The organism is Chryseobacterium endophyticum (assembly GCF_056333165.1).
The window spans coordinates 1-18,009 of sequence record NZ_JBWGXE010000011.1 but is presented as its reverse complement, the minus strand read 5'-3'; the positions used below and the strand labels follow the sequence as shown (position 1 = coordinate 18,009).

Genomic DNA, 18,009 nt, shown 5'->3' with positions numbered 1-18,009 from the left:
AGGTTAAACATGATCGCTTAGTGTTGTTTCTTACGGTTGGGTGTTCATTGTATGGGTCTCTTTTACGGACCGGGAGAGAATTTTATTTTTCCTTAATAAAAAATCCGGCATAATATCTTTCGGCAGATATAGCGTTCCCTCACCTTTGTCCTGAAGTTCCCTGGAAATGTCCGGATTCCAGGACAGAAGTCTGGCTACGTCGAGATCAAGCTCATCGGCAATAACATTTAAATTAAAACCGGCATTAATATCTGTTTCCGCCATGGTTCCATTGTTTTTGCCGCTGCCGCCATTAACAAAAAATACGGTATTCATTCTGGATGAATTATAATTACTCAGAACACTTTGCAGTTCTCCGGTGGCGTAGCATGCGTTCAGATATTTTTTGACATGATTGATGGTTTCTTCCGGCAAAAACTTGTAAAATATATGATACTGAGAAGAATTGGCTGCCGCCATCGCTTTTGCAATATTTCCTTCTCCACAATTGTAGGCAGCGACTACCGTTACCCAGTTGTTGTATTTTTTGTATAAATTGGCGAGAGAGATCACTGCCGTTTTTGTACTTTTATATAGATCATTCCTATTTTGGTCTGTCAGTCCGTATTGATTGGCATGGGACGTCATAAATTGCCACACCCCTACAGCGCCTGCGCCAGAAGTGATATTTCTGTTAAAATGTGATTCTATCAGCGCAAGATTTCTCAGGTGTTTCGGCAAGCCTTTCTGCGCCAGAGAATATTCGATGAATTGTACAATTTCTTTATTGGCACTGATGATACTTTTATATTTCCTCACACTGTTCTCTGAAGTATCCGAAGCAGAGAGAAACTGCGCACTCACGATCTGTGAATACAACAGCAATAATCCTGTAAGGACGATATTCTTGAGATTTGGTTTCATATACTATTAACGTAAATTAAAAATTTAACGTATACCGTGTGTTTTATTCCACTTTCCAGTTTAATTTTTCTTCTTCTGTATTCCAGTCGACATGAATGGTCTGCCCCGCTTTCACCTCTTCACGGACAATCATTTTAGAAATTGGTCTTGCCAGCTGAGATCTTATAACTCCCGAGATTTGTCGGGCACCGTATTTACTGCTGAATCCTCCCAATGCCAGATTTTTTACGGCTACATCTGATATTTTGAGAGCAATGCCCAACCTTGTGAGTGAAGTATGAAGTGATTTCAGCTGAATATTAAAGATTCTTTCTGCAATAGATTCGGTGATCGGCGCAAAAGGAATAATTTCTGTAATCCTGGCCAGGAATTCAGGTCTGAAACGTCCTGAGTTCGACATAATCTGCATTAAAGAAGATGATTCGGGAATTTTGCCTTCTTCAAACTGCTTTACAATTTCTTCGCTTCCAATGTTTGAGGTAAATAATATTAAAGCATTGCTGAAATCTCCTTCTTTTCCGAGTTTATCATGTACTTTCCCTTCGTCCATGATCTGTAAAAACACATCAAAAACCGAATGGTGCGCTTTTTCAATTTCATCAAACAAAACCACGGTGTACGGCTGTTGACGGATTTTATTCACCAGCATACCGCCTTCTTCATAGCCTACATATCCCGGAGGTGCACCATACAACAATGCGGCAGAATGTTCTTCTTTAAATTCCGACATATCGAAACGGACCATTGCTTTTTCATCATTGAAAAGAAGCTCTGCCATAGATTTTGCCAATTCTGTTTTCCCGGTTCCCGTAGGTCCCAGAAGGAAAAAGGAACCGATCGGCTGCCCGGGCTTATTCAGTCCGCTACGATTTTCAACAATGGCATCGGAAAGAATTTTAAGCGCATGATCCTGTCCTACAACCCTGTTCATTAAGAGGGATTCCATATTCAGGAGCTTTTCCTTTTCCTGAGCCTGAATTTTCCCGATCGGGATATTTGTTTTTGCGGCCATCACCGCTGCCAGCTCAAGGCGGTCTACTTTTTCTCTTTTTTTAGCGGCATGTTGCAGAAGTTCGGCATAAGTATCTTCAATCGTTTTCTGAATCTGCTCCACCGGCATGGAATTGTCGATCTGGGGCTGCTCACTCAGTGATCCCCACAAGATCGGGCTGATTTTATCCCTCAGTAAATTATAGGTCCAGATCAGCTCATCCGCTTTATCTTTATCATCAAAAAATTCTTCCTTGAGAATTTCATCATATCTGTTTTTCCAGCTTTCCAGTTCTTTTTCAGAAAGCTCATCGAGCATTTTAATGGCAGCCATGGTACGGTCCAGCAAATCGATCGCGGCATCCGGCAGTTTTTTACCTTTAGCATATCGTTTAGCAAGGCGTACACATTCAGGCAAGGCTGTTTTTTCAACTTCGATGCCGTGATGTTTTTTGTAACCTTCCAGCAAAACGTCGATCATTTTCACACAGGTTTTTTCATCGGGTTCATTAATGGTAAGAACTTCGAAACGTCTGTTAAAAGCCTGTTCCGGCTCGATAATTTTCCGGTACTCTTCCTGTGTGGTGGCTCCGATTACGGTGATTTCCCCTCTTGCCAGCTCCGGTTTCAATAAATTAGCAACATTTCCGATGCTGCCTTTCGGATCTAAGAGGGTATGAATTTCATCAATAAAAAGAATGGCTTTTTCTATTTTTTTGCATTCATTGATTACTTTTTTGAGACGGTCTTCAATTTCGCCTTTATAAGAAGTTCCGGCCAGCAATGCACCTGTGTCCAACTCCAGCAATGTTCCGTTTTTAAGCATTTCAGGAACATTCCCTTTTGTAATTTCTATAGCAAAGCCTTCTACTAATGCGGTTTTACCCACACCCGGCTCGCCGATGATGATAACATTCGGTTTGCTTCTGCGACAGAGGATCTCTACCAGCATTCTCAGTTCTTTATCTCTTCCGATAATGTTTTCCAGCTCACCTTTTCGGGCCTGTGCCGTCCGGTCTACACAATAATTTTTAATAGACGGAAAAGAATTGTCGGAATATTCTGATCCGTTTGAAAAAACGGATGAAAATTCGTTGTTTCCCAAGTTTTCATATGGAGTATCTTTCCTGTAAAGGTTGAAAATTTCATGTTCCCGCAATGGAAGAGATTTCAACTGCTGCAGTGAAAAAGCGACCTGCGGTTTTACGATAGCCGTAAGGATGCATATCGGTGTTATTTCGTCCAGACCAAGTTTTAAACGGATATCATCAGCTTCCTCAACAATAGTATCTACGTTTTCATCTTCTTTTACCTCATCGGGGAGATGCGAGGTTTTAGGATAATCTTCTATGCGGACATCTGCCCATTCGTAGAAATATCCGGGATCTTTATCAATGCTTTTAAGGAAATCTGAAAGACCGATATCTTTATGCATTAAAGCCTGAAGGATATGCGGACCACCGTAATTTGCGTTGTAATTTTCTTTCGCGATAGACTGTGCAATATGAAACAGCTGTTTTACGGTCTCGTTGGTTACTAGTACTCCCATTGTGTATTTTTCAAATTAATATTCTATTGTGGTGTGGCAATTTTTCCACCGATTATGTTTTCGCTTAACAGCAGCAAAAATTAATCCATAATCGCCTGAAATTTTACCTTTTACTAATATATCAGTTTTTTTTGAAAAGATAAAATCGTTCACCCATGTGAAATAAAAAATATTATTTAAAACATAATAAATGACTGGTTCATAATGGTAAAAAAAGACCGCCTCTTGATGACAGTCTTTTCCCTTATGAATATTAAATTACGTGAATTTTTAGTTGGAAGGCCAAAGTCCCTCAAACTTGGAATTACCGTAATCAATAGTTTCAGCGCTGATGATAAAGCTGATCAGCATGCTGTTTTCGTCTACGGCATCGAAGTCTACTTCGTGCTGAATCACATATCCGTTTTCCCAGTTTAAAGTAATTAAAGTACCTTCTTCGTGAGATTTGTTGAAAGTGATTTCCCCTGTTGTAGGTTTGTATTTTCCGTTCAGTAAGCTTTCCAGAATATCTGATTTTTCAGTTGCTTCTACGGTAACTTTGATGATTGCGTTGGAAGGATCTGAAGCTACTCTACCTGATACGTCCGTAGATCTGGATACGCTGTAGTTCAGCTTTAATAATTTTTGACCTTCTCCTCCATTGAATTTAAGAATTCCTCTTGAATTTGCTGCCATGATGGTAAATTTTAATCGTTAATAATATTTTGTGATTCGGTGATTGTGTTACAAAGGTAGGAGAGCCAATTTTCTTAGAAAAGCTTTTTGACCCTAATCTGAGTTTTTGTAGTAATTCTACGATTTGATGTAGTAATTCTACGACACATGATAAATATTACCTCACAAACCCTTTAATGAAGGGCCTTACAACAGTTCGGCAGCTTTAAAATAACATGAATTTTTAACACCATATTGGGAAATTGTATAGCGAATTTCAATATTTTTTAACATTCCGGTCTCTGCTGCCAATATATACTTTCCGGAAAATTTTGTATCATTTGCTGGTTCAGTGAGGGTCTGGACCAATACGATTTCCTGATCATTTTCCGCGTTTTCAACTTTCTGATGAAGCATTATCTCTGTATTTTCTTCTCCAATCGACTGCCGAAGGAATGATTTTCCGTTTTCAAACGAACTTCTTAGAGCGGCAAAATAGGTTTTAATGAAAACATCCTCCTTCATTCTTACATTGAACAACTCTCGATCCAGAACTGCCCTTTTAAATTCTTCAAGATATATTTTCGCGTATGGGTCAGGAAATCGATCCGTCAGGCGTTCCATGATCTTTTCGAAATTATCGGTCGTCTGGGGAGTGAGGCCTACCGTCAAAACATTTCCCAGGAGATCCGTTTTCAACTCCAGCGGATGGAGAGAACGAATGGATTCTGAGGCAAGATCGGCCAGCATGCTTTCTCTTTCTTCAGAAAAATTGTTTTTAAACAAATGGAAAATGTGCGAATCCGGTTCTCTTCTGATCCACTTTACGGAAACCGTATACGACAGTGAGTTTTGTTTTTTTCCAAGCTCGTTTTCGTACTTTTCTTCCGTAAAAACATCATATATCCTGCTGAAATTCTCAGGATTGAAAGGAATAACAGGATTGAGTTCCGGAGCTTTGAAAGGCGCATCATTCCGGCTGTTGTATTCACGGATTTTATAGATATCCGGAATCAATAGCCTTTTATGTGGAACAAGCTCTTCATGAATATAATCTTCCCTTGCACAATGCTGATTGTGAAATTCTTTAAGGTATTTTGGGTTTTCCAGTTTAATTTCTTCAGATATGCTTTCCAGCGTTTCCCCGGAAAGTATAAAATGAACGGTCATATATTCTGTTTTTGGCTTAACCTAATTTAGGAGAAAAATTCCATTTAACAAAAATTTATCTTTCGCGGATCGAAAAGCCGGATCTTACTGTTCTCTCGTAAACTCCAGATATTTGTCGCCGCACTGGGTAAAATGGTCGAATTCATTCATAGAATTCCCGTAATTCTGAATCACAATTTTGTCGCCGTCATAAAGGCCTCCGATTTCACCCATTTCAAGATTGGTAATCTCTCCCGTTTTCTCATCGGTTTCAGAGGAGACATTGCCGGCTGCTATGATTTTCTTCCTGTCAAAAATTTTGAAAGTAGACTGTCCGCCGGAATTTTTTATTTCTATTGAGAATCTTCCGCCGTCACAATTTTCTGCAACAAAAGTTCCTTCGACCACCTTTTTTGAAGCCGGCACATTTGCTTTACCGTTGTCCTTTGTATCGACCTCTGCTGAATCCGTTTCGGCAGGTTTTCGACCCTTAACAGCTTCCGGAACCTGTTTTATTGCCGGGGAAACGGCTGATGAATCTTTTTTATGCTCAGCATGTTTATCTTCATTCTTTTTGCATGAGGCTACTGAAAGCGCTGTGAGCAGGCACAGACCAATAAAATTCTTCGTGATCATACCATTTTCTTTATGTGTTGATGACTCAAAAATACCATAATTTTTCATCAAAAAAATTTTATTTTCAATAATCATCAAACGGAAAGAGACCATGCGCGGCACAGTCCCTTAACTTTAGAGTTTAAATTGTTTCAGATGATTTTGTTTCAAGGGCTTTCTCTGAATTTTACCGTTTAGATATTATTATTTTCTTTTGATAAATTTACCGTTATCCGATAATTGATAGATGTCCTGCAAGGTCTTCCGGTCACCTGTTTTAGAGTAAATCGAAACTTGGTCAGCTTTATCTACCGAGAACACGGTTTCTTCGTCTTCGCCGCCGTTGCTGTTTGCGATTTCGAGACCATCAATAAGTTTCTGTCCTTTCACAGTAACAAGATACATAAGATCGCTGTCTCCGCTTACATTGTTGATAAGATAGAGACTGTAATCTCCATTGGAGGGCAATTCTGAATACGCATCGATATTCAGCTGGTATTTTTGATTGAAAAGCTGCTTCAGCTGATCATCAGCTGTTGTTTTGAGACTGATCTTTTCACTGAAATTGCTATTGTCGAAAGGATAAATATTTGAATTTAAACCTGTATTCTTTTTGTCCGGGGACGGTGCTTTTTCAACAACATTTTCCTGTTTTTTAAGAATACAGTCCGTTGGTGCATAATATTCTCCTGCAGGTATTTTTAAAATCTTCCAGGAAAGGCTGTTGTCAGATCTTTGTATGCTGCAAATCCCTTTACCGGAATTGAAAAAGCTGTTAAAAGTACCTACGTAAGCATTTTTCTTTTTATCAAATGCCGCTTTTATGTTGATATTCTGATCAAAATCGCAATCCATCTTTTCACCGTTATTATAGACCGCGCAATATTGTGCCACCAGTGAGTCTTTGGTCAGCCTTAAGATCTTAACGGTAAATTCACGACTTTTATCGTCGGATCTCCATCGCCAGGTTTCCGGTAACGCAACTGATTTTAAAACGTCTTCATTTTTTTTTGCCGTTGCTGAGCTGTCGGAAGTAATCTTATCTCCCGAATTTCCGCCTTTGCAGGCCATCATGGTGCATATAATGCACATCAGCACCAAAAATCTATTAATCATATTTGAAATTTATAATGAATAATTCATACACTTATCAACCCTGGCTTTAAGGCCCTTCAGATAATCCTGTGAAAACCATCCCTGTTCGGCTCCGTGATCATAATAGGCTTTTCTTATTTCGCTGATCCTTTTCAGGAGTTTTTCCTGGTCTTCAGGTGCATTAAGAGCTTTTGCAGTATCTTTTCCCATACCTCCGTCTATCGTTATGGTCTGGCCGAACTCATTCACCAGCAATTTCTGCACCTCCCTGATGGCGCCTCCGGAGGTAATGCTCCAGTCATACACCATCATTGCAACTTTTAAATTTTCGACCTCACAATATCCTTTAGGTTCCCAGTATCTCTTTTTATAGATTATGGTGGCCTGGGCTTCAGTAAGCTTTTTCTGATTCTCTTCTGTTGGTTCGACACCGAGATCTTCTTTGGCGTATTTCTGCCAGACAGGCCAGGATATTCCCCGATTGGTAGGGTCACCTTTGTCTTTGCTGGGTTCATTTTTGTACCCGCCTTCATGCTCCAAAATGATAGGGGCGACTTTTTTAAATTTATCCTCACATGAATCTGAACTTGCAGCAACTGGTTTCGCGGTCTGTGATTCGAACTTTTTATAGCATTTGCAGGTATTGGTAAATCCTAATTCTATGGCTAGATCAACGATAGGTTTACCATTGAGAGCGGTGAGGCTTTTACAGAAATATTTATCGTCCAGGTAAACGGCATCAAATTTCCTCACATCCATGTGAATCCAGCTGAAAGTATGGTCATAGCGCAAAGCTCCCTTCGGCGTATATAGCAAATCAATGGGTTCTATCGAATACAAATTCGGATTGGGCCATTCTTCCTGGGCTCCCAGGTATTTCTTAAAAATGTCGTCCCGTATTTTTCTTAATTCCACGAGGTTTTTTTTCACGGCATTTCTGATCGCCCATGTTCCTTTACTGAACTGGATATCCATCGCCTTTCCCTGATGGTTGGTGGTCGTATAATTTTTAAAACGGCATCTGTACCCTGAAGAAAAAGAATCTATTTTATAGGTTGTCTGCTTACTGAAATAAAACCGTAAAGCTTTAAATCCGAATAAAAGAGAACGGTGAATCCCAGGATATTCGTATTTATGGTACGCCTCATTTTTTACGTCGTTCTTATAGGTATTTTTTCCTGTTCCGTCTCCGAAACCGTCACAGTTATTTAATTCTTCAATACCGCGGAGCTTACTTCTGGCTTTCTTGCCTTTGGTAGAGCAGCTGCATTTCAACTGATTCCATAAGCTGGCACTGATATCAAAGTTTCTCGAAAACTCATCAATAGCCCTTAAAACGTTCCCACATACCTTACCGGTTTCAGGAACCTTCATATAATCCCGCTGGAATTGTTTTATCATTTTCTCGGTACGGTCTGTAAACTCGTCGGTAGGCACATTTCCACCAAATCCTGCCAGGCGGATATTGATTTCTCTTATCAGTTCATTTTTATCCCCTTTCTTGATGCAGTATTTTTCACCGCAGTCGATACTTCCGGCATCCTGATCTTTTACTACGCTTACGGTCTTTCCTTCCGGTTTTTGAGGGGTAGGTTTTTTCTCGGGTTTTACGATGCCTTTTGATTCTGCATAGTCCCAGAGTTCATCCCACCATTCTGCGGCTTTATCCATGATCCCTTTTTCCTCTTTTTTAGACTGAGGCTTTTGGGAGGCAGGAGATCCTTCGGCCTTCGGAGGAGCTTTGGGAGCGGTGGCCGGAGCCGTTGGCTTTGGCGCCGGTGTTGCCGGGGCTTTATAATCAGGGTTCTTTACTTCGCGGTTTTCGGAAGCGTGTTTTTTATCTTTATAATATTCTACCGTCACATAGAATTCCAGCTCTTTAGGATCTCTTTCTCCCTGAGAGGCTTTCTGCATCAAAGCTTTCGTTAAAACAAATTCTGTGGTGGCCGTTCCCGTTCTGTCTACTATGGCTTCGCGGCTTTCCACAAATTTATTACTGGCATTATGTCCTTCACCGGCAGCATCATCTTCCCAGAGTGTGAACACCAGTTTTTTTCCGGTTAGATTTATACATTGGGCTTTGGCCACCAGTTTTTCGGTATAGCTGAAAACAGTACCAGGAGTATCGTCGACATATCGGAGATCAACTTTATTGATTTGTGGAATTCCTGCCGGCTGAGGCGTGATATCCATGGTGGTCGGCCCTTTTCCTTCCGGTTGATGAAGATAAGCTTCGATGCGGTACGTATTTTTAGCGGCCACGTCACCGAATGTAAAACTGCCGTCTCCTACTTTCCTGATATTGGTGGTGGTGAAACTCCCATCATTCCGTTTTTTGAAAAGCTCCCAGGTTACGGCAGCGGGGTTCCTCTCTGCAGCGGGTGTGGCAGGATACCAGTCAGCGACAATGTATGTTGTTTTTTCGCCTATTGTGGGACTAGGGTTCCCGGAAATTTTTGAAACTCCTTTTTTAGACATAGAAAGGTGTTTAAGGATGATTAATATGCGTCGATTTCATTCTCCAGAACATTTTCTTTATAGTCCTGCATTTTTACCAGCGGATTGATGTGCTGCACTGTTTTATTGTCGGCATTTTTCACATTCTGTTTACTCATCTGTCCGCGTTGTCCGTGGTCTTTAATGGTAATTTTCCCCCCAATGGTACATGATAGTTCGGAAGCTTCAGTGACAATTTTTTTACCTAAAATATTTACTTTATCGTAGGTTTTCTTCCATTTTCCTGCAGGAGCGTATGAACAGGGCAGATTTCCTCCTGAACTGGGTTTCAGTTTGCATTTTCCGAAACTCGGGCCTGAAGGATTAAATTCTAGATCGTCTTCTGTAACAGCCAGAAAATCATTATTACCGTCAGAATCATTCCAGAAATGTTTCTGATGGGACGTTACTTTAAACATGGGAAACTGATCACCCTGATCGCACTGGGCTTTACCTTTCTGTATGACGAAATGCTTTCCGTCATGAGGAGATGATTGCTGTGACATAATATCTATGATTTGGGTAATATCAAAGATAAAAAATTTACATGAATAAAATCAAAAAGCGGAAAATTATTTCCGCTTTTTGATTTTATAAGTCATTAATGTTTAGTATAATCGGGTTCTTCCGTTGGAAGCATGGTTGGCATAAAGTATTCGTTCAGCCAGTAGAAAGTCTGTCCGTTCTGCTGAATTTTCACAGCCGGATCGTTTCTGTGTGACAGCATTCTGTCGGCCAGATCTTTGTAATGCCGGAAATAGTTCCTGGCCGTTTCATTGGTAACGATTTTGGATTTTTTCCAGCCTTTCAGCATGTATTTTGACATCAGCTCTTCTTCCGAGTTATCAAAACCGGTACTTACACCGACCGCGTATGACATCGGCTGCTTGTAGAGTTCTCCCTTATCAAGGAATTTTAAGGTCGGATTATACTTTTTAAGAAGTTTTACAAATTCCCGGACTGCCCTTCCCTGGCTGAAGTCTGATCTTTCCGCGCCGGTATTCTGATAAACTTCGGTGTAGAATAATTTTAAATTATCATATTCATTTTCCGAGATAAGGATTCCTTTTTCCAGACCCGGCTTATAATCTTTAAGCTCCTTAGGAATGTAACCTTTTACCAGAAACGGACTTCCGTAGTTGATGAGCTGCGCGGCAATGCCTGCAGGAACCGGATTTGTAAGCCCCGGATAAAGGTATTTGTATTTGAGATCGACATCTGTTCTTCCTGCTCCTACCGAAGAATGGAAATAATCGTTTAAAGATTTATCCAGAGTGGTATTATCTAATGTCACCTGCGCAATGAGACTGTCTACCGATTTCTTAAGATAACCCGGCGTTGCAATATCTCCTTTTTTAGGGAAAATGACAAACCCCTGAGACATGCTTTGCTTAGGATAATCCAGGGAGAAAAAGCCTTCGTCTCCTTCCACAAGGTTAAAATTATTTTTCGTTAAAACATCATTCTGATTAATGATTTTCTGTTTTTTAAGTTCGGCAATATTTTTGGCGGTGTTGGTTACCACATTTTCGGCCATAAGAACGAAATCATTGTATGTATCTGATGATCTTGAACTCGTCTGGAACATGATCACTCTCGCCTGGGCTTGTGTAAGGGAATTAATCACGCCGTACATATTCCCGTTCTGGGCTGCTGATGTTCCCACGGTAACTACAATATTGGTTTCATCCGGGAAATTCGACAGAAGGTTTCCTGCTGCCATGAGGCCTTCGTTTACCGGCTGATACCCGCTGTTGCTGGCACAATTCATTTCATTGGTCTTCTGATCGATGAATGCTGTGATTTTACTGTAATCGGTATTCAGCGGAGAAACGGCTACGTTATCGCCACAAGTGTTATTTTTATAGAGCACCACCCCGTACCGCACCTGATTAAAATACGACGGCTTTTCAAACCTTAGCTGTAAATCCTGAAGCAAAGATTTTACGATTGGGGCATAAGGGGCATTGGCCGCACTGATATCAAGGGTAAATACAATGTTTATTTTCTTATCTTTCTCTGTGATCTCTCTGTATCGGTTAAAATCAATAGGTTCACCCAACACATTGAAAACATAGTTTTTGCTGTAATCCAGGATATTGGTAAAATATTTCGTTTTGGAATCCGGGGTCGGTGTTTCGTTTAACGGTAAAGTTACCGGGAAAATATTTTCAAGAGGTGTTCTCTTGTTGACATCCGTAAGAAGAACTGCGGTTCTGTTTTCAGCGTCATTTCCTCCGGGAGACCCTTCGTGAATTCCCAAGGTGGTTTCTGTAATGCCGGTTGTGTTTTTCATTTTAACGGCAGAACGTTCGCCCCAGCTCGAAATAACGTTTGAACTCACCCAACCGTAAAGGCTTGTCCCGATGCTGTCTATATCAACCGAAGGCTTCTTCCCTACCAGATATCTTTTGTTGTTTTCGGCCTGTTTGTAGACATAAACCATCTGCCCATTCGGTATTTTTACTCCGGCTTCCTCGATGAGGCTTGGCGAATTAAACACCATGATCGAATCATTTTTATAATATCTTTCGGAGTTTCTGATGACTTCGCTGTTGCTTGGTACGACAGCCACTTTTACCGGAAAGCCTGTTTTTTCTCCTTTGAGGGCGTTGCTCCATAAAAGGAGATCAGATTCCGGGATCCAGCCGTAGGTTTTCACCTGTTTAGAGGAAACTTTTTTCATTAAAGCATCAGGAATATATTCTGCTACTTTTACCATTCCGTCGCGGTGTTTGAGGACCATCAACGGCTCAAGAAATTTAACCTCTTTATAAGATTTTTCATCACTTTTATCCAGATAAGCTGTATTTCTGGACCGGTCTGAAATCGCAATCCACGGAACGGCTTTTTTCGGAAAACCATTAACGACGGGTGAGTTATCAACCTGTCCGTAATGTGCCGGCTCGGGTGTTCTTTTTGACGGTAATTTTACCTGACAGGCGGTCAGCAATACCGAAATTCCGATATAATATGCTGCTAGAGGAAGTTTATTTTTCATCCTGTTTATCTTTTTATGATTGGTGATGTCCTTCAACGGGACGAATATTATTTGCTTTGGTTGATGTCTACTTTGGTAACACAGTTCTGTGCATCGTCAAAATTTACCTTGACGGTCTGAATAACATTGTTTTTATCAAACTGAAGTCCTGCGCAGTACATGTAGAAGTTATTGACTTTGCTGTCATTTACCTTCACTACCGTGTTTTCATTATTACACAGGTACGTTCTGAGGAGATAGTTGTAATGCATATTGAAGTTATTTCCGTAGGCAATCTGCTGAAGATGATACTTAAAATCATTATCAATTTTAGCATACGTATCTTCCACGCTTACTTCATCTTCCAACGCATCGTAGTAAGGAAGAATTTTGATCTGGTGAAGAACAGGTTCTGCTGTTTCATCGGTAATAAGACTCACCACATAATCACCCGGCTTCTGATACGAATAGATTGCCAGCTTATCTTTAGAATCGATTCTACCGGTTTCCCCGAATTTCCAGGTAAACTGCTTACCGTCTGAAATGGCACGGAACTGCACGTTTTCAAACTGCATGGCCTGAGAAGGAGCGTCGATAAGGGTTACCGTTTTTACGCTGTCCATTTTCGGAACTGTTCTGGCGGAAACAATGACGGGAAAAGATTTGGAATATTTATTATCGATAATCAATGTTACCTGATAATATCCAGGCTTGTTGTAAAAGTGGATGCCTTTGCTTTTATCGCTGGTGGTTCCGTCTCCGAAATTCCATCTTTTGGTTTTGGCAAACGACGTTTTATCTTCGAATGAAAGCGTATCTCCCTCCTTGAGGTTAGACGGATAGACGAGTCCGGCAATATCGGCGGAAGAGTGTATCACTTTCTTCTGCAGCCATAATGCAACCAATGCCGCTATCAACAATGTTGTAATAACACCGATAATAATGTTCTTCTTGTTTTTCTGAAAGTAATTCATAGTTAATGTGTGATGTGTGTATTGTGTTGTAATTTTCCTTAGTGTAAAAAGATTACTGAGTCCTTGAATTCAAAGCTGTTTCGCGTTGGAAAAGCTGGCTTTTCTTTTCCTTGAAGCCGATGGAGCATTCTTCAAATTGTTTTTCAAAGTTTTTGATATTCTCAGTTTTGCTTGAAATAATTTTTTTGTCGTTGAAGTACATTTTATAAAATTCGGCGATCTGCGGATATGCCTCTTTCCTGATATCATTGATTTCTTCCCCGTTCTTGTAAAAACCGGCTACATCATTGATGCCATACATAATGTTGTTTTCTTCAAAAGGCTGCGGAGCTGCGTCGGTAAGCTTATTGATCATCGAAAAAGTACTGTCCAGCACTTTGTAAGACGATTTCTGTTTTTGGTCGAATTTAGCCTTCTCTTCCAGCATCTGGACCGATACGATATCGCTGTCCGAAAAAGGAGACTGATAACCTCTTAAGAATAAGATTCCCATAAAAATAAGGGCTGTAAAAAGCATCAGAATTAAGTATAAAAACTGGTAATGCCTTTCTTTTTTTGATAAAGTGACTTGTGCTTGCATAGTGTTCGTTTTATCTTCTTCTTCTCATTCCTGAAAATTTCCTGGTAGGATCTACTTTAAGTTCACTATTGATAATTCCTATTTTCCCTTTGCATTCGTTGAGATTTCTCAGCGCCACTTGCTCCTTATAAGAAACATCAATGATCTGTTTTTTTAGGGCCAGCATTGGCTCGATCTGCTTCATCAGGATAGAATAGTGTTTAAAGTTACCCGCACTGTCTGTCCCCATGGCTCCTCTGGCGTTCCTGACATCCTCCATGATGGCATTTCTCAGGAAAATATCATTCTGCACCCTGTTGATGTCAAGCTGATCCATGCGGTAAAATATACTGTCGATATGGTCTTTCAAAACAGTGCTTCTGGTAAGCAGATCCCGGTACCTGTCTGCTTCATTCTTTATCCCTTCTCTTTGGATGTCGTAGCTTTTAAAAAAGAAAAATACACAGATGAAGGAAACACCTGATAAAACGATGAACGATAGAACAAATTTCCAAATGCCTATCCTGACGTCTGCCTTGTTTAGTTTTTTCTCCCGGTTCGAAGACATATAATGTGATTTGTTTGGAATGTGAAATTATAAAAAAATAATTTATTCACAAAATTTAAATATTATGTTGATGTAATATTATTTTTCCAATTAAATTAAGATTAATTTTCACTTTCATCTTATTTTCATAATTTAGTGATCAGATTTTTAATTATCATTCACCAAATCGATATTAAAGTGAGCAAATTATTGACCAATACTGTTCGGTTTTCCATAGCAGACAGTGATTTTTATTTTAAAAAAATATTAATCAAAATGCTTACCGAAAATCCGTTTTATATGCTTCTTAATGATTGCAACAACGGACATGAGCTGATCAGCAGAAATTACCGGAGGCAGGAAGACGTGTTCATTGTAGAACTTTTTATGCCTGTACTAAGCGGTCTGGAAGCCATAAAGTACATTCGCAAAAGCAACAGCGAGACCCCCATTATTACTTATTCGGGTACCTATCAGGAGGATATGGCAGAAATTCTTTCAAAAATTCCCAATCTTTTTTACTGCCAGAAAAAAAGCAGCATCATCAAGGAGATTATCAAAGGTAAGGTAACGTCAGACAGCTTCGATTACGATGCCTATACCAAACAGTGGGAGCAGCAGCCTCTCGCCGTCATGGAGTATATGGACCGGCAGAAAAAAAGCCAGGAAGAACTCTCACCCACGGAGATCCAGCTGATGAAATTCTGCTACGAAGGCTTCAGCAATAAAGAAATCGGTGAAAAACTGAGCCTCAGTACAAGAACTATAGACACCTACATCAACCGCCTCACCGAAAAGCTCGGATTGAAAACAAAACTTCACCTCATTCGCTTCTGTGTCGAGAACGGATATTATAATTCCAGCATGTAAAAAGAGATTTTACCATTTCGTAATATTGAGTAAACGTACAATTCTCAATCGCTTACCAAAAAATATTTTGCCACTAATTTGCTAATATTCAATTTTTTTAACTAAATTTGCACACCTAAAATTTAAAATTAAAATAAGGAAATGACAAAGGCAGAATTGGTAAACACCATCTCAAATAAGTTGGGAACCGAAAAGAATGAAACACAGAAAGTTGTAGAAGCTTTTATGCAGGAAATCAGAACTTCTATGTATAATGGAGATAATGTTTATTTGAGAGGTTTTGGATCTTTTATCATTAAAACAAGAGCAGCAAAGACAGGAAGAAACATCTCCAAGAACACTGCTATTGAAATCCCTGCTCACAACATTCCTGCTTTCAAGCCGTCAAAATCTTTCGTAGAGAAAGTAAAAACCAAAGTTAAGGTAAAATAAATCAACTGAATATTAACTAGTTACTAAAAAATTATAATTATGCCAAGCGGAAAGAAAAGAAAAAGACACAAGGTTGCAACTCACAAAAGAAAAAAGAGAAGAAGAGCAAACAGACACAAGAAAAAATAATCTCATTTCCTGAGATTTATAATATATAATATAGTTGGTGATTTTAAATTTTTAAAGGTTCACCGACTATATTTTGTTTTGCAACTATTAAGATGCCAATGAAAGGATTTTATATTTTATCAAAAAAATTGCTATTCATTCAATACTAATTCTTAACTTAAGGATAAATTTATATGATGAAATATATGGCTGTTTTCTACCATCTTAACAATTTTTATCTTACAATAAAATGAAGAAAGAACTAATAGTTTCGCATGAGGATGATCTTACAAAGATTGCACTGCTGGAAGACGGAAGACTATGTGAACTTCATGAGCAAGAGGACAAAAGTGATTTTATAGTTGGAGATCTTTTTATCGGAAAAGTAAAAAAACTGGCGCCCAACCTGAATGCAGCCTTTGTAAATATCGGCTACGAAAAGGATGCCTTCCTTCATTACCAGGATCTGGGACCTCAATACCTTACCTACAGAAAATTTCTTAGGGATACGATTTCCAAAAAACAGAATACTTCAGGCTTAAAGAACTTTGAAATACAACCGGAAATTGATAAAAACGGTACTGTAGACAAAGTAATCGCCAAAGATGACGTCGTTTTACTTCAGATTACCAAAGAACCCATCTCAACAAAAGGGCCGCGAATATCTACCCAGATTTCGCTCACAGGCCGCTTTTTGGTACTGATTCCATTCGACAATAAAGTTTCAATTTCTAAAAAAGTCAGTAGCGCTGAGGAAAAGGAAAGACTCAGAACACTGATCGAAAGCATCAAACCTGAAGGTTTCGGAGTCATTATCAGGACCGTTGCAGAAGGAAAAAAAGTAGCTGATCTTCATAACGATATGAATCAGCTGATCCAGAAATGGGAAACTACCTTCAAGAATATCCAGAAAAATAAAGTGCCCTCCAGAGTTCTGAGCGAAGACGATAAAGCTTCAGCGATTCTGAGAGACAATTTTAATCAGGATTTCGTAAGCATTACCTGCGACGACGAAGATATGGTTAATGAAATGAAGAATTACCTGGAAGTTATCGCTCCTGAAAGAAAAAACATTGTCCACTTTTACAATTCACACATTCCTCTCCTCGAGTATTACAACGTCGAAAAACAGCTTAAACAAAGCTTTGGGAAACATGTAAACATACCGAGCTCAAAAGGTGCTTACCTCGTGATAGAACACACCGAAGCCCTTCATGTAGTCGATGTAAACTCCGGTAACAACATTACCACCGGAACATCCGTGAATAAAGAACATGCGCTTAATGTCAACAAAATGGCTGCCACCGAAATTGCAAGACAGCTGCGTCTCCGCGATATGGGAGGCATCATCGTGATCGACTTTATCGACATGACCAATCCCGAACACAGAAAAGATCTCTATGAGCATCTTCGGGAAGAAATGAAACGTGATAAAGCCCGCCACAAAATACTCCCACCAAGTAAATTTGGGCTGATACAAATCACAAGACAAAGGAATCGTCCGGAAAAACAGATTGAAACCAAAGAAGAAAACCCCAATAAAGACGGAGAAATCATTGCTCCTATAGTTATTGTGGAAAGAATGGGTGAAACCCTGAGAACGATCATGCAAAAAGAAAAAGGAAAGCTCTACTTGCATGTTCATCCGTTTGTTGAAGCTTACCTCACAAAGGGGCTGAACAGCATTCAGACAAAATGGTTCATGAAATACAAAAAATGGGTAACTGTTGTCCCAAGAGATTCTTTTAAATATTTAGAATACAGAATATACAATTCAAAGAAAGAAGAATTAATCGGATATTCTAATTAAAAAATATAGCCTTTGGTCTTTACCAGAGGCTTTTTTATTAGAACTACATTAGCCTCTCATATCATCTTTACATGGCATCCTGACCATAAAACCGACGTTCTCACCGATCCATCTAGACAGATATGCGTGAATAGAAACCCAAACAGTCCCGCAATACAACATATCATATATTTTCAGGAGCTTATTCCCGCTATCCACTGCTACTCCTCGCGCCGATCTTAGCCCTGGCTTAAAGCCTTCCTTTGCCTTTTCTGCTGTGGGGTATCCGTTTCTATCGG

16 protein-coding genes are annotated in these 18,009 nt (G+C 39.6%); 3 read left to right on the top strand and 13 right to left on the bottom strand.

The annotated features are described in order from the left end of the window. Positions 1 to 30: 30 nt before the first annotated feature. The 12 genes from AC0N32_RS18765 to tssO form a co-directional block, all read right to left on the bottom strand. On the bottom strand, positions 31 to 903 hold the full coding sequence (locus AC0N32_RS18765) for a lytic transglycosylase domain-containing protein (protein ID WP_476395372.1): 873 nt from the start codon (positions 901 to 903) through the stop codon (positions 31 to 33). A 43-nt stretch (positions 904 to 946) separates the two neighbouring features. Continuing rightward, on the bottom strand, positions 947 to 3,442 hold the full coding sequence (locus tag AC0N32_RS18760; protein WP_476395371.1) for an ATP-dependent Clp protease ATP-binding subunit: 2,496 nt from the start codon (positions 3,440 to 3,442) through the stop codon (positions 947 to 949). 270 nt (positions 3,443 to 3,712) lie between these two features. After that, the gene (tssD, locus tag AC0N32_RS18755; protein WP_476395370.1) at positions 3,713 to 4,117 is read right to left on the bottom strand and encodes a type VI secretion system tube protein TssD; all 405 of its coding nucleotides are present in this window, start codon (positions 4,115 to 4,117) and stop codon (positions 3,713 to 3,715) included. Between the two features lie 186 nt (positions 4,118 to 4,303). Next, the gene (locus AC0N32_RS18750) at positions 4,304 to 5,266 is read right to left on the bottom strand and encodes a hypothetical protein (RefSeq protein ID WP_476395369.1); all 963 of its coding nucleotides are present in this window, start codon (positions 5,264 to 5,266) and stop codon (positions 4,304 to 4,306) included. Positions 5,267 to 5,350: 84 nt separating this feature from the next. Beyond that, on the bottom strand, positions 5,351 to 5,929 hold the full coding sequence (locus AC0N32_RS18745; protein WP_476395368.1) for a hypothetical protein: 579 nt from the start codon (positions 5,927 to 5,929) through the stop codon (positions 5,351 to 5,353). Between the two features lie 135 nt (positions 5,930 to 6,064). Next, positions 6,065 to 6,976: a hypothetical protein gene (locus AC0N32_RS18740; protein WP_476395367.1), complete on the bottom strand. Its 912-nt coding sequence runs from the start codon at positions 6,974 to 6,976 to the stop codon at positions 6,065 to 6,067. Between the two features lie 9 nt (positions 6,977 to 6,985). Beyond that, the gene (locus AC0N32_RS18735) at positions 6,986 to 9,433 is read right to left on the bottom strand and encodes a glycosyl hydrolase 108 family protein (protein WP_476395366.1); all 2,448 of its coding nucleotides are present in this window, start codon (positions 9,431 to 9,433) and stop codon (positions 6,986 to 6,988) included. Positions 9,434 to 9,453: 20 nt separating this feature from the next. After that, positions 9,454 to 9,957 carry a DUF4280 domain-containing protein gene (locus tag AC0N32_RS18730; protein ID WP_476395365.1) on the bottom strand — a complete coding sequence of 168 codons (504 nt, stop codon included), beginning with the start codon at positions 9,955 to 9,957 and terminating at the stop codon, positions 9,454 to 9,456. A gap of 95 nt (positions 9,958 to 10,052) precedes the next feature. Then, positions 10,053 to 12,452: a type VI secretion system protein TssR domain-containing protein gene (tssR, locus tag AC0N32_RS18725; RefSeq protein WP_476395364.1), complete on the bottom strand. Its 2,400-nt coding sequence runs from the start codon at positions 12,450 to 12,452 to the stop codon at positions 10,053 to 10,055. 47 nt (positions 12,453 to 12,499) lie between these two features. Then, positions 12,500 to 13,405, bottom strand: coding sequence for a PKD domain-containing protein (locus AC0N32_RS18720; protein WP_476395363.1), 906 nt, complete (start codon positions 13,403 to 13,405; stop codon positions 12,500 to 12,502). Positions 13,406 to 13,457: 52 nt separating this feature from the next. Further along, positions 13,458 to 13,985, bottom strand: a complete 528-nt coding sequence (locus AC0N32_RS18715) for a type VI secretion system transmembrane protein TssO (protein WP_476395362.1) — start codon at positions 13,983 to 13,985, stop codon at positions 13,458 to 13,460. Positions 13,986 to 13,995: 10 nt separating this feature from the next. After that, positions 13,996 to 14,532, bottom strand: coding sequence for a type VI secretion system TssO (gene tssO, locus AC0N32_RS18710; RefSeq protein ID WP_476395361.1), 537 nt, complete (start codon positions 14,530 to 14,532; stop codon positions 13,996 to 13,998). Between the two features lie 177 nt (positions 14,533 to 14,709). Between tssO and AC0N32_RS18705 the strand changes: the two genes are divergently transcribed. The 3 genes from AC0N32_RS18705 (at position 14,710) to AC0N32_RS18695 (ending at position 17,731) form a co-directional block, all read left to right on the top strand. Next, entirely contained in the window at positions 14,710 to 15,381 is a 672-nt protein-coding gene (locus AC0N32_RS18705) for a LuxR C-terminal-related transcriptional regulator (protein ID WP_476395360.1), read from the top strand. Positions 15,382 to 15,522: 141 nt separating this feature from the next. After that, entirely contained in the window at positions 15,523 to 15,813 is a 291-nt protein-coding gene (locus AC0N32_RS18700) for an HU family DNA-binding protein (protein WP_089999690.1), read from the top strand. Positions 15,814 to 16,171: 358 nt separating this feature from the next. Then, positions 16,172 to 17,731: an Rne/Rng family ribonuclease gene (locus tag AC0N32_RS18695; protein ID WP_476395359.1), complete on the top strand. Its 1,560-nt coding sequence runs from the start codon at positions 16,172 to 16,174 to the stop codon at positions 17,729 to 17,731. A 48-nt stretch (positions 17,732 to 17,779) separates the two neighbouring features. Here AC0N32_RS18695 and AC0N32_RS18690 read toward each other — a convergent pair. Further along, positions 17,780 to 18,009, bottom strand: a 230-nt coding sequence (locus tag AC0N32_RS18690; protein WP_476395358.1) for a hypothetical protein, incomplete at its 5' end; no start/stop codon positions are given.

What these genes read in the sequence shown, in the direction of transcription:
- AC0N32_RS18700 (WP_089999690.1), top strand. Translation starts at nt 15,523, where the DNA reads ATGACAAAGGCAGAATTGGTAAACACCATCTCAAATAAGTTGGGAACC.
- AC0N32_RS18760 (WP_476395371.1), bottom strand. Translation starts at nt 3,442, where the DNA reads ATGGGAGTACTAGTAACCAACGAGACCGTAAAACAGCTGTTTCATATT.
- AC0N32_RS18715 (WP_476395362.1), bottom strand. Translation starts at nt 13,985, where the DNA reads ATGCAAGCACAAGTCACTTTATCAAAAAAAGAAAGGCATTACCAGTTT.
- AC0N32_RS18765 (WP_476395372.1), bottom strand. Translation starts at nt 903, where the DNA reads ATGAAACCAAATCTCAAGAATATCGTCCTTACAGGATTATTGCTGTTG.
- AC0N32_RS18730 (WP_476395365.1), bottom strand. Translation starts at nt 9,957, where the DNA reads ATGTCACAGCAATCATCTCCTCATGACGGAAAGCATTTCGTCATACAG.
- tssO (WP_476395361.1), bottom strand. Translation starts at nt 14,532, where the DNA reads ATGTCTTCGAACCGGGAGAAAAAACTAAACAAGGCAGACGTCAGGATA.
- AC0N32_RS18720 (WP_476395363.1), bottom strand. Translation starts at nt 13,405, where the DNA reads ATGAATTACTTTCAGAAAAACAAGAAGAACATTATTATCGGTGTTATT.
- AC0N32_RS18750 (WP_476395369.1), bottom strand. Translation starts at nt 5,266, where the DNA reads ATGACCGTTCATTTTATACTTTCCGGGGAAACGCTGGAAAGCATATCT.
- AC0N32_RS18695 (WP_476395359.1), top strand. Translation starts at nt 16,172, where the DNA reads ATGAAGAAAGAACTAATAGTTTCGCATGAGGATGATCTTACAAAGATT.
- AC0N32_RS18735 (WP_476395366.1), bottom strand. Translation starts at nt 9,433, where the DNA reads ATGTCTAAAAAAGGAGTTTCAAAAATTTCCGGGAACCCTAGTCCCACA.
- AC0N32_RS18740 (WP_476395367.1), bottom strand. Translation starts at nt 6,976, where the DNA reads ATGATTAATAGATTTTTGGTGCTGATGTGCATTATATGCACCATGATG.
- tssR (WP_476395364.1), bottom strand. Translation starts at nt 12,452, where the DNA reads ATGAAAAATAAACTTCCTCTAGCAGCATATTATATCGGAATTTCGGTA.
- tssD (WP_476395370.1), bottom strand. Translation starts at nt 4,117, where the DNA reads ATGGCAGCAAATTCAAGAGGAATTCTTAAATTCAATGGAGGAGAAGGT.
- AC0N32_RS18745 (WP_476395368.1), bottom strand. Translation starts at nt 5,929, where the DNA reads ATGAAAAATTATGGTATTTTTGAGTCATCAACACATAAAGAAAATGGT.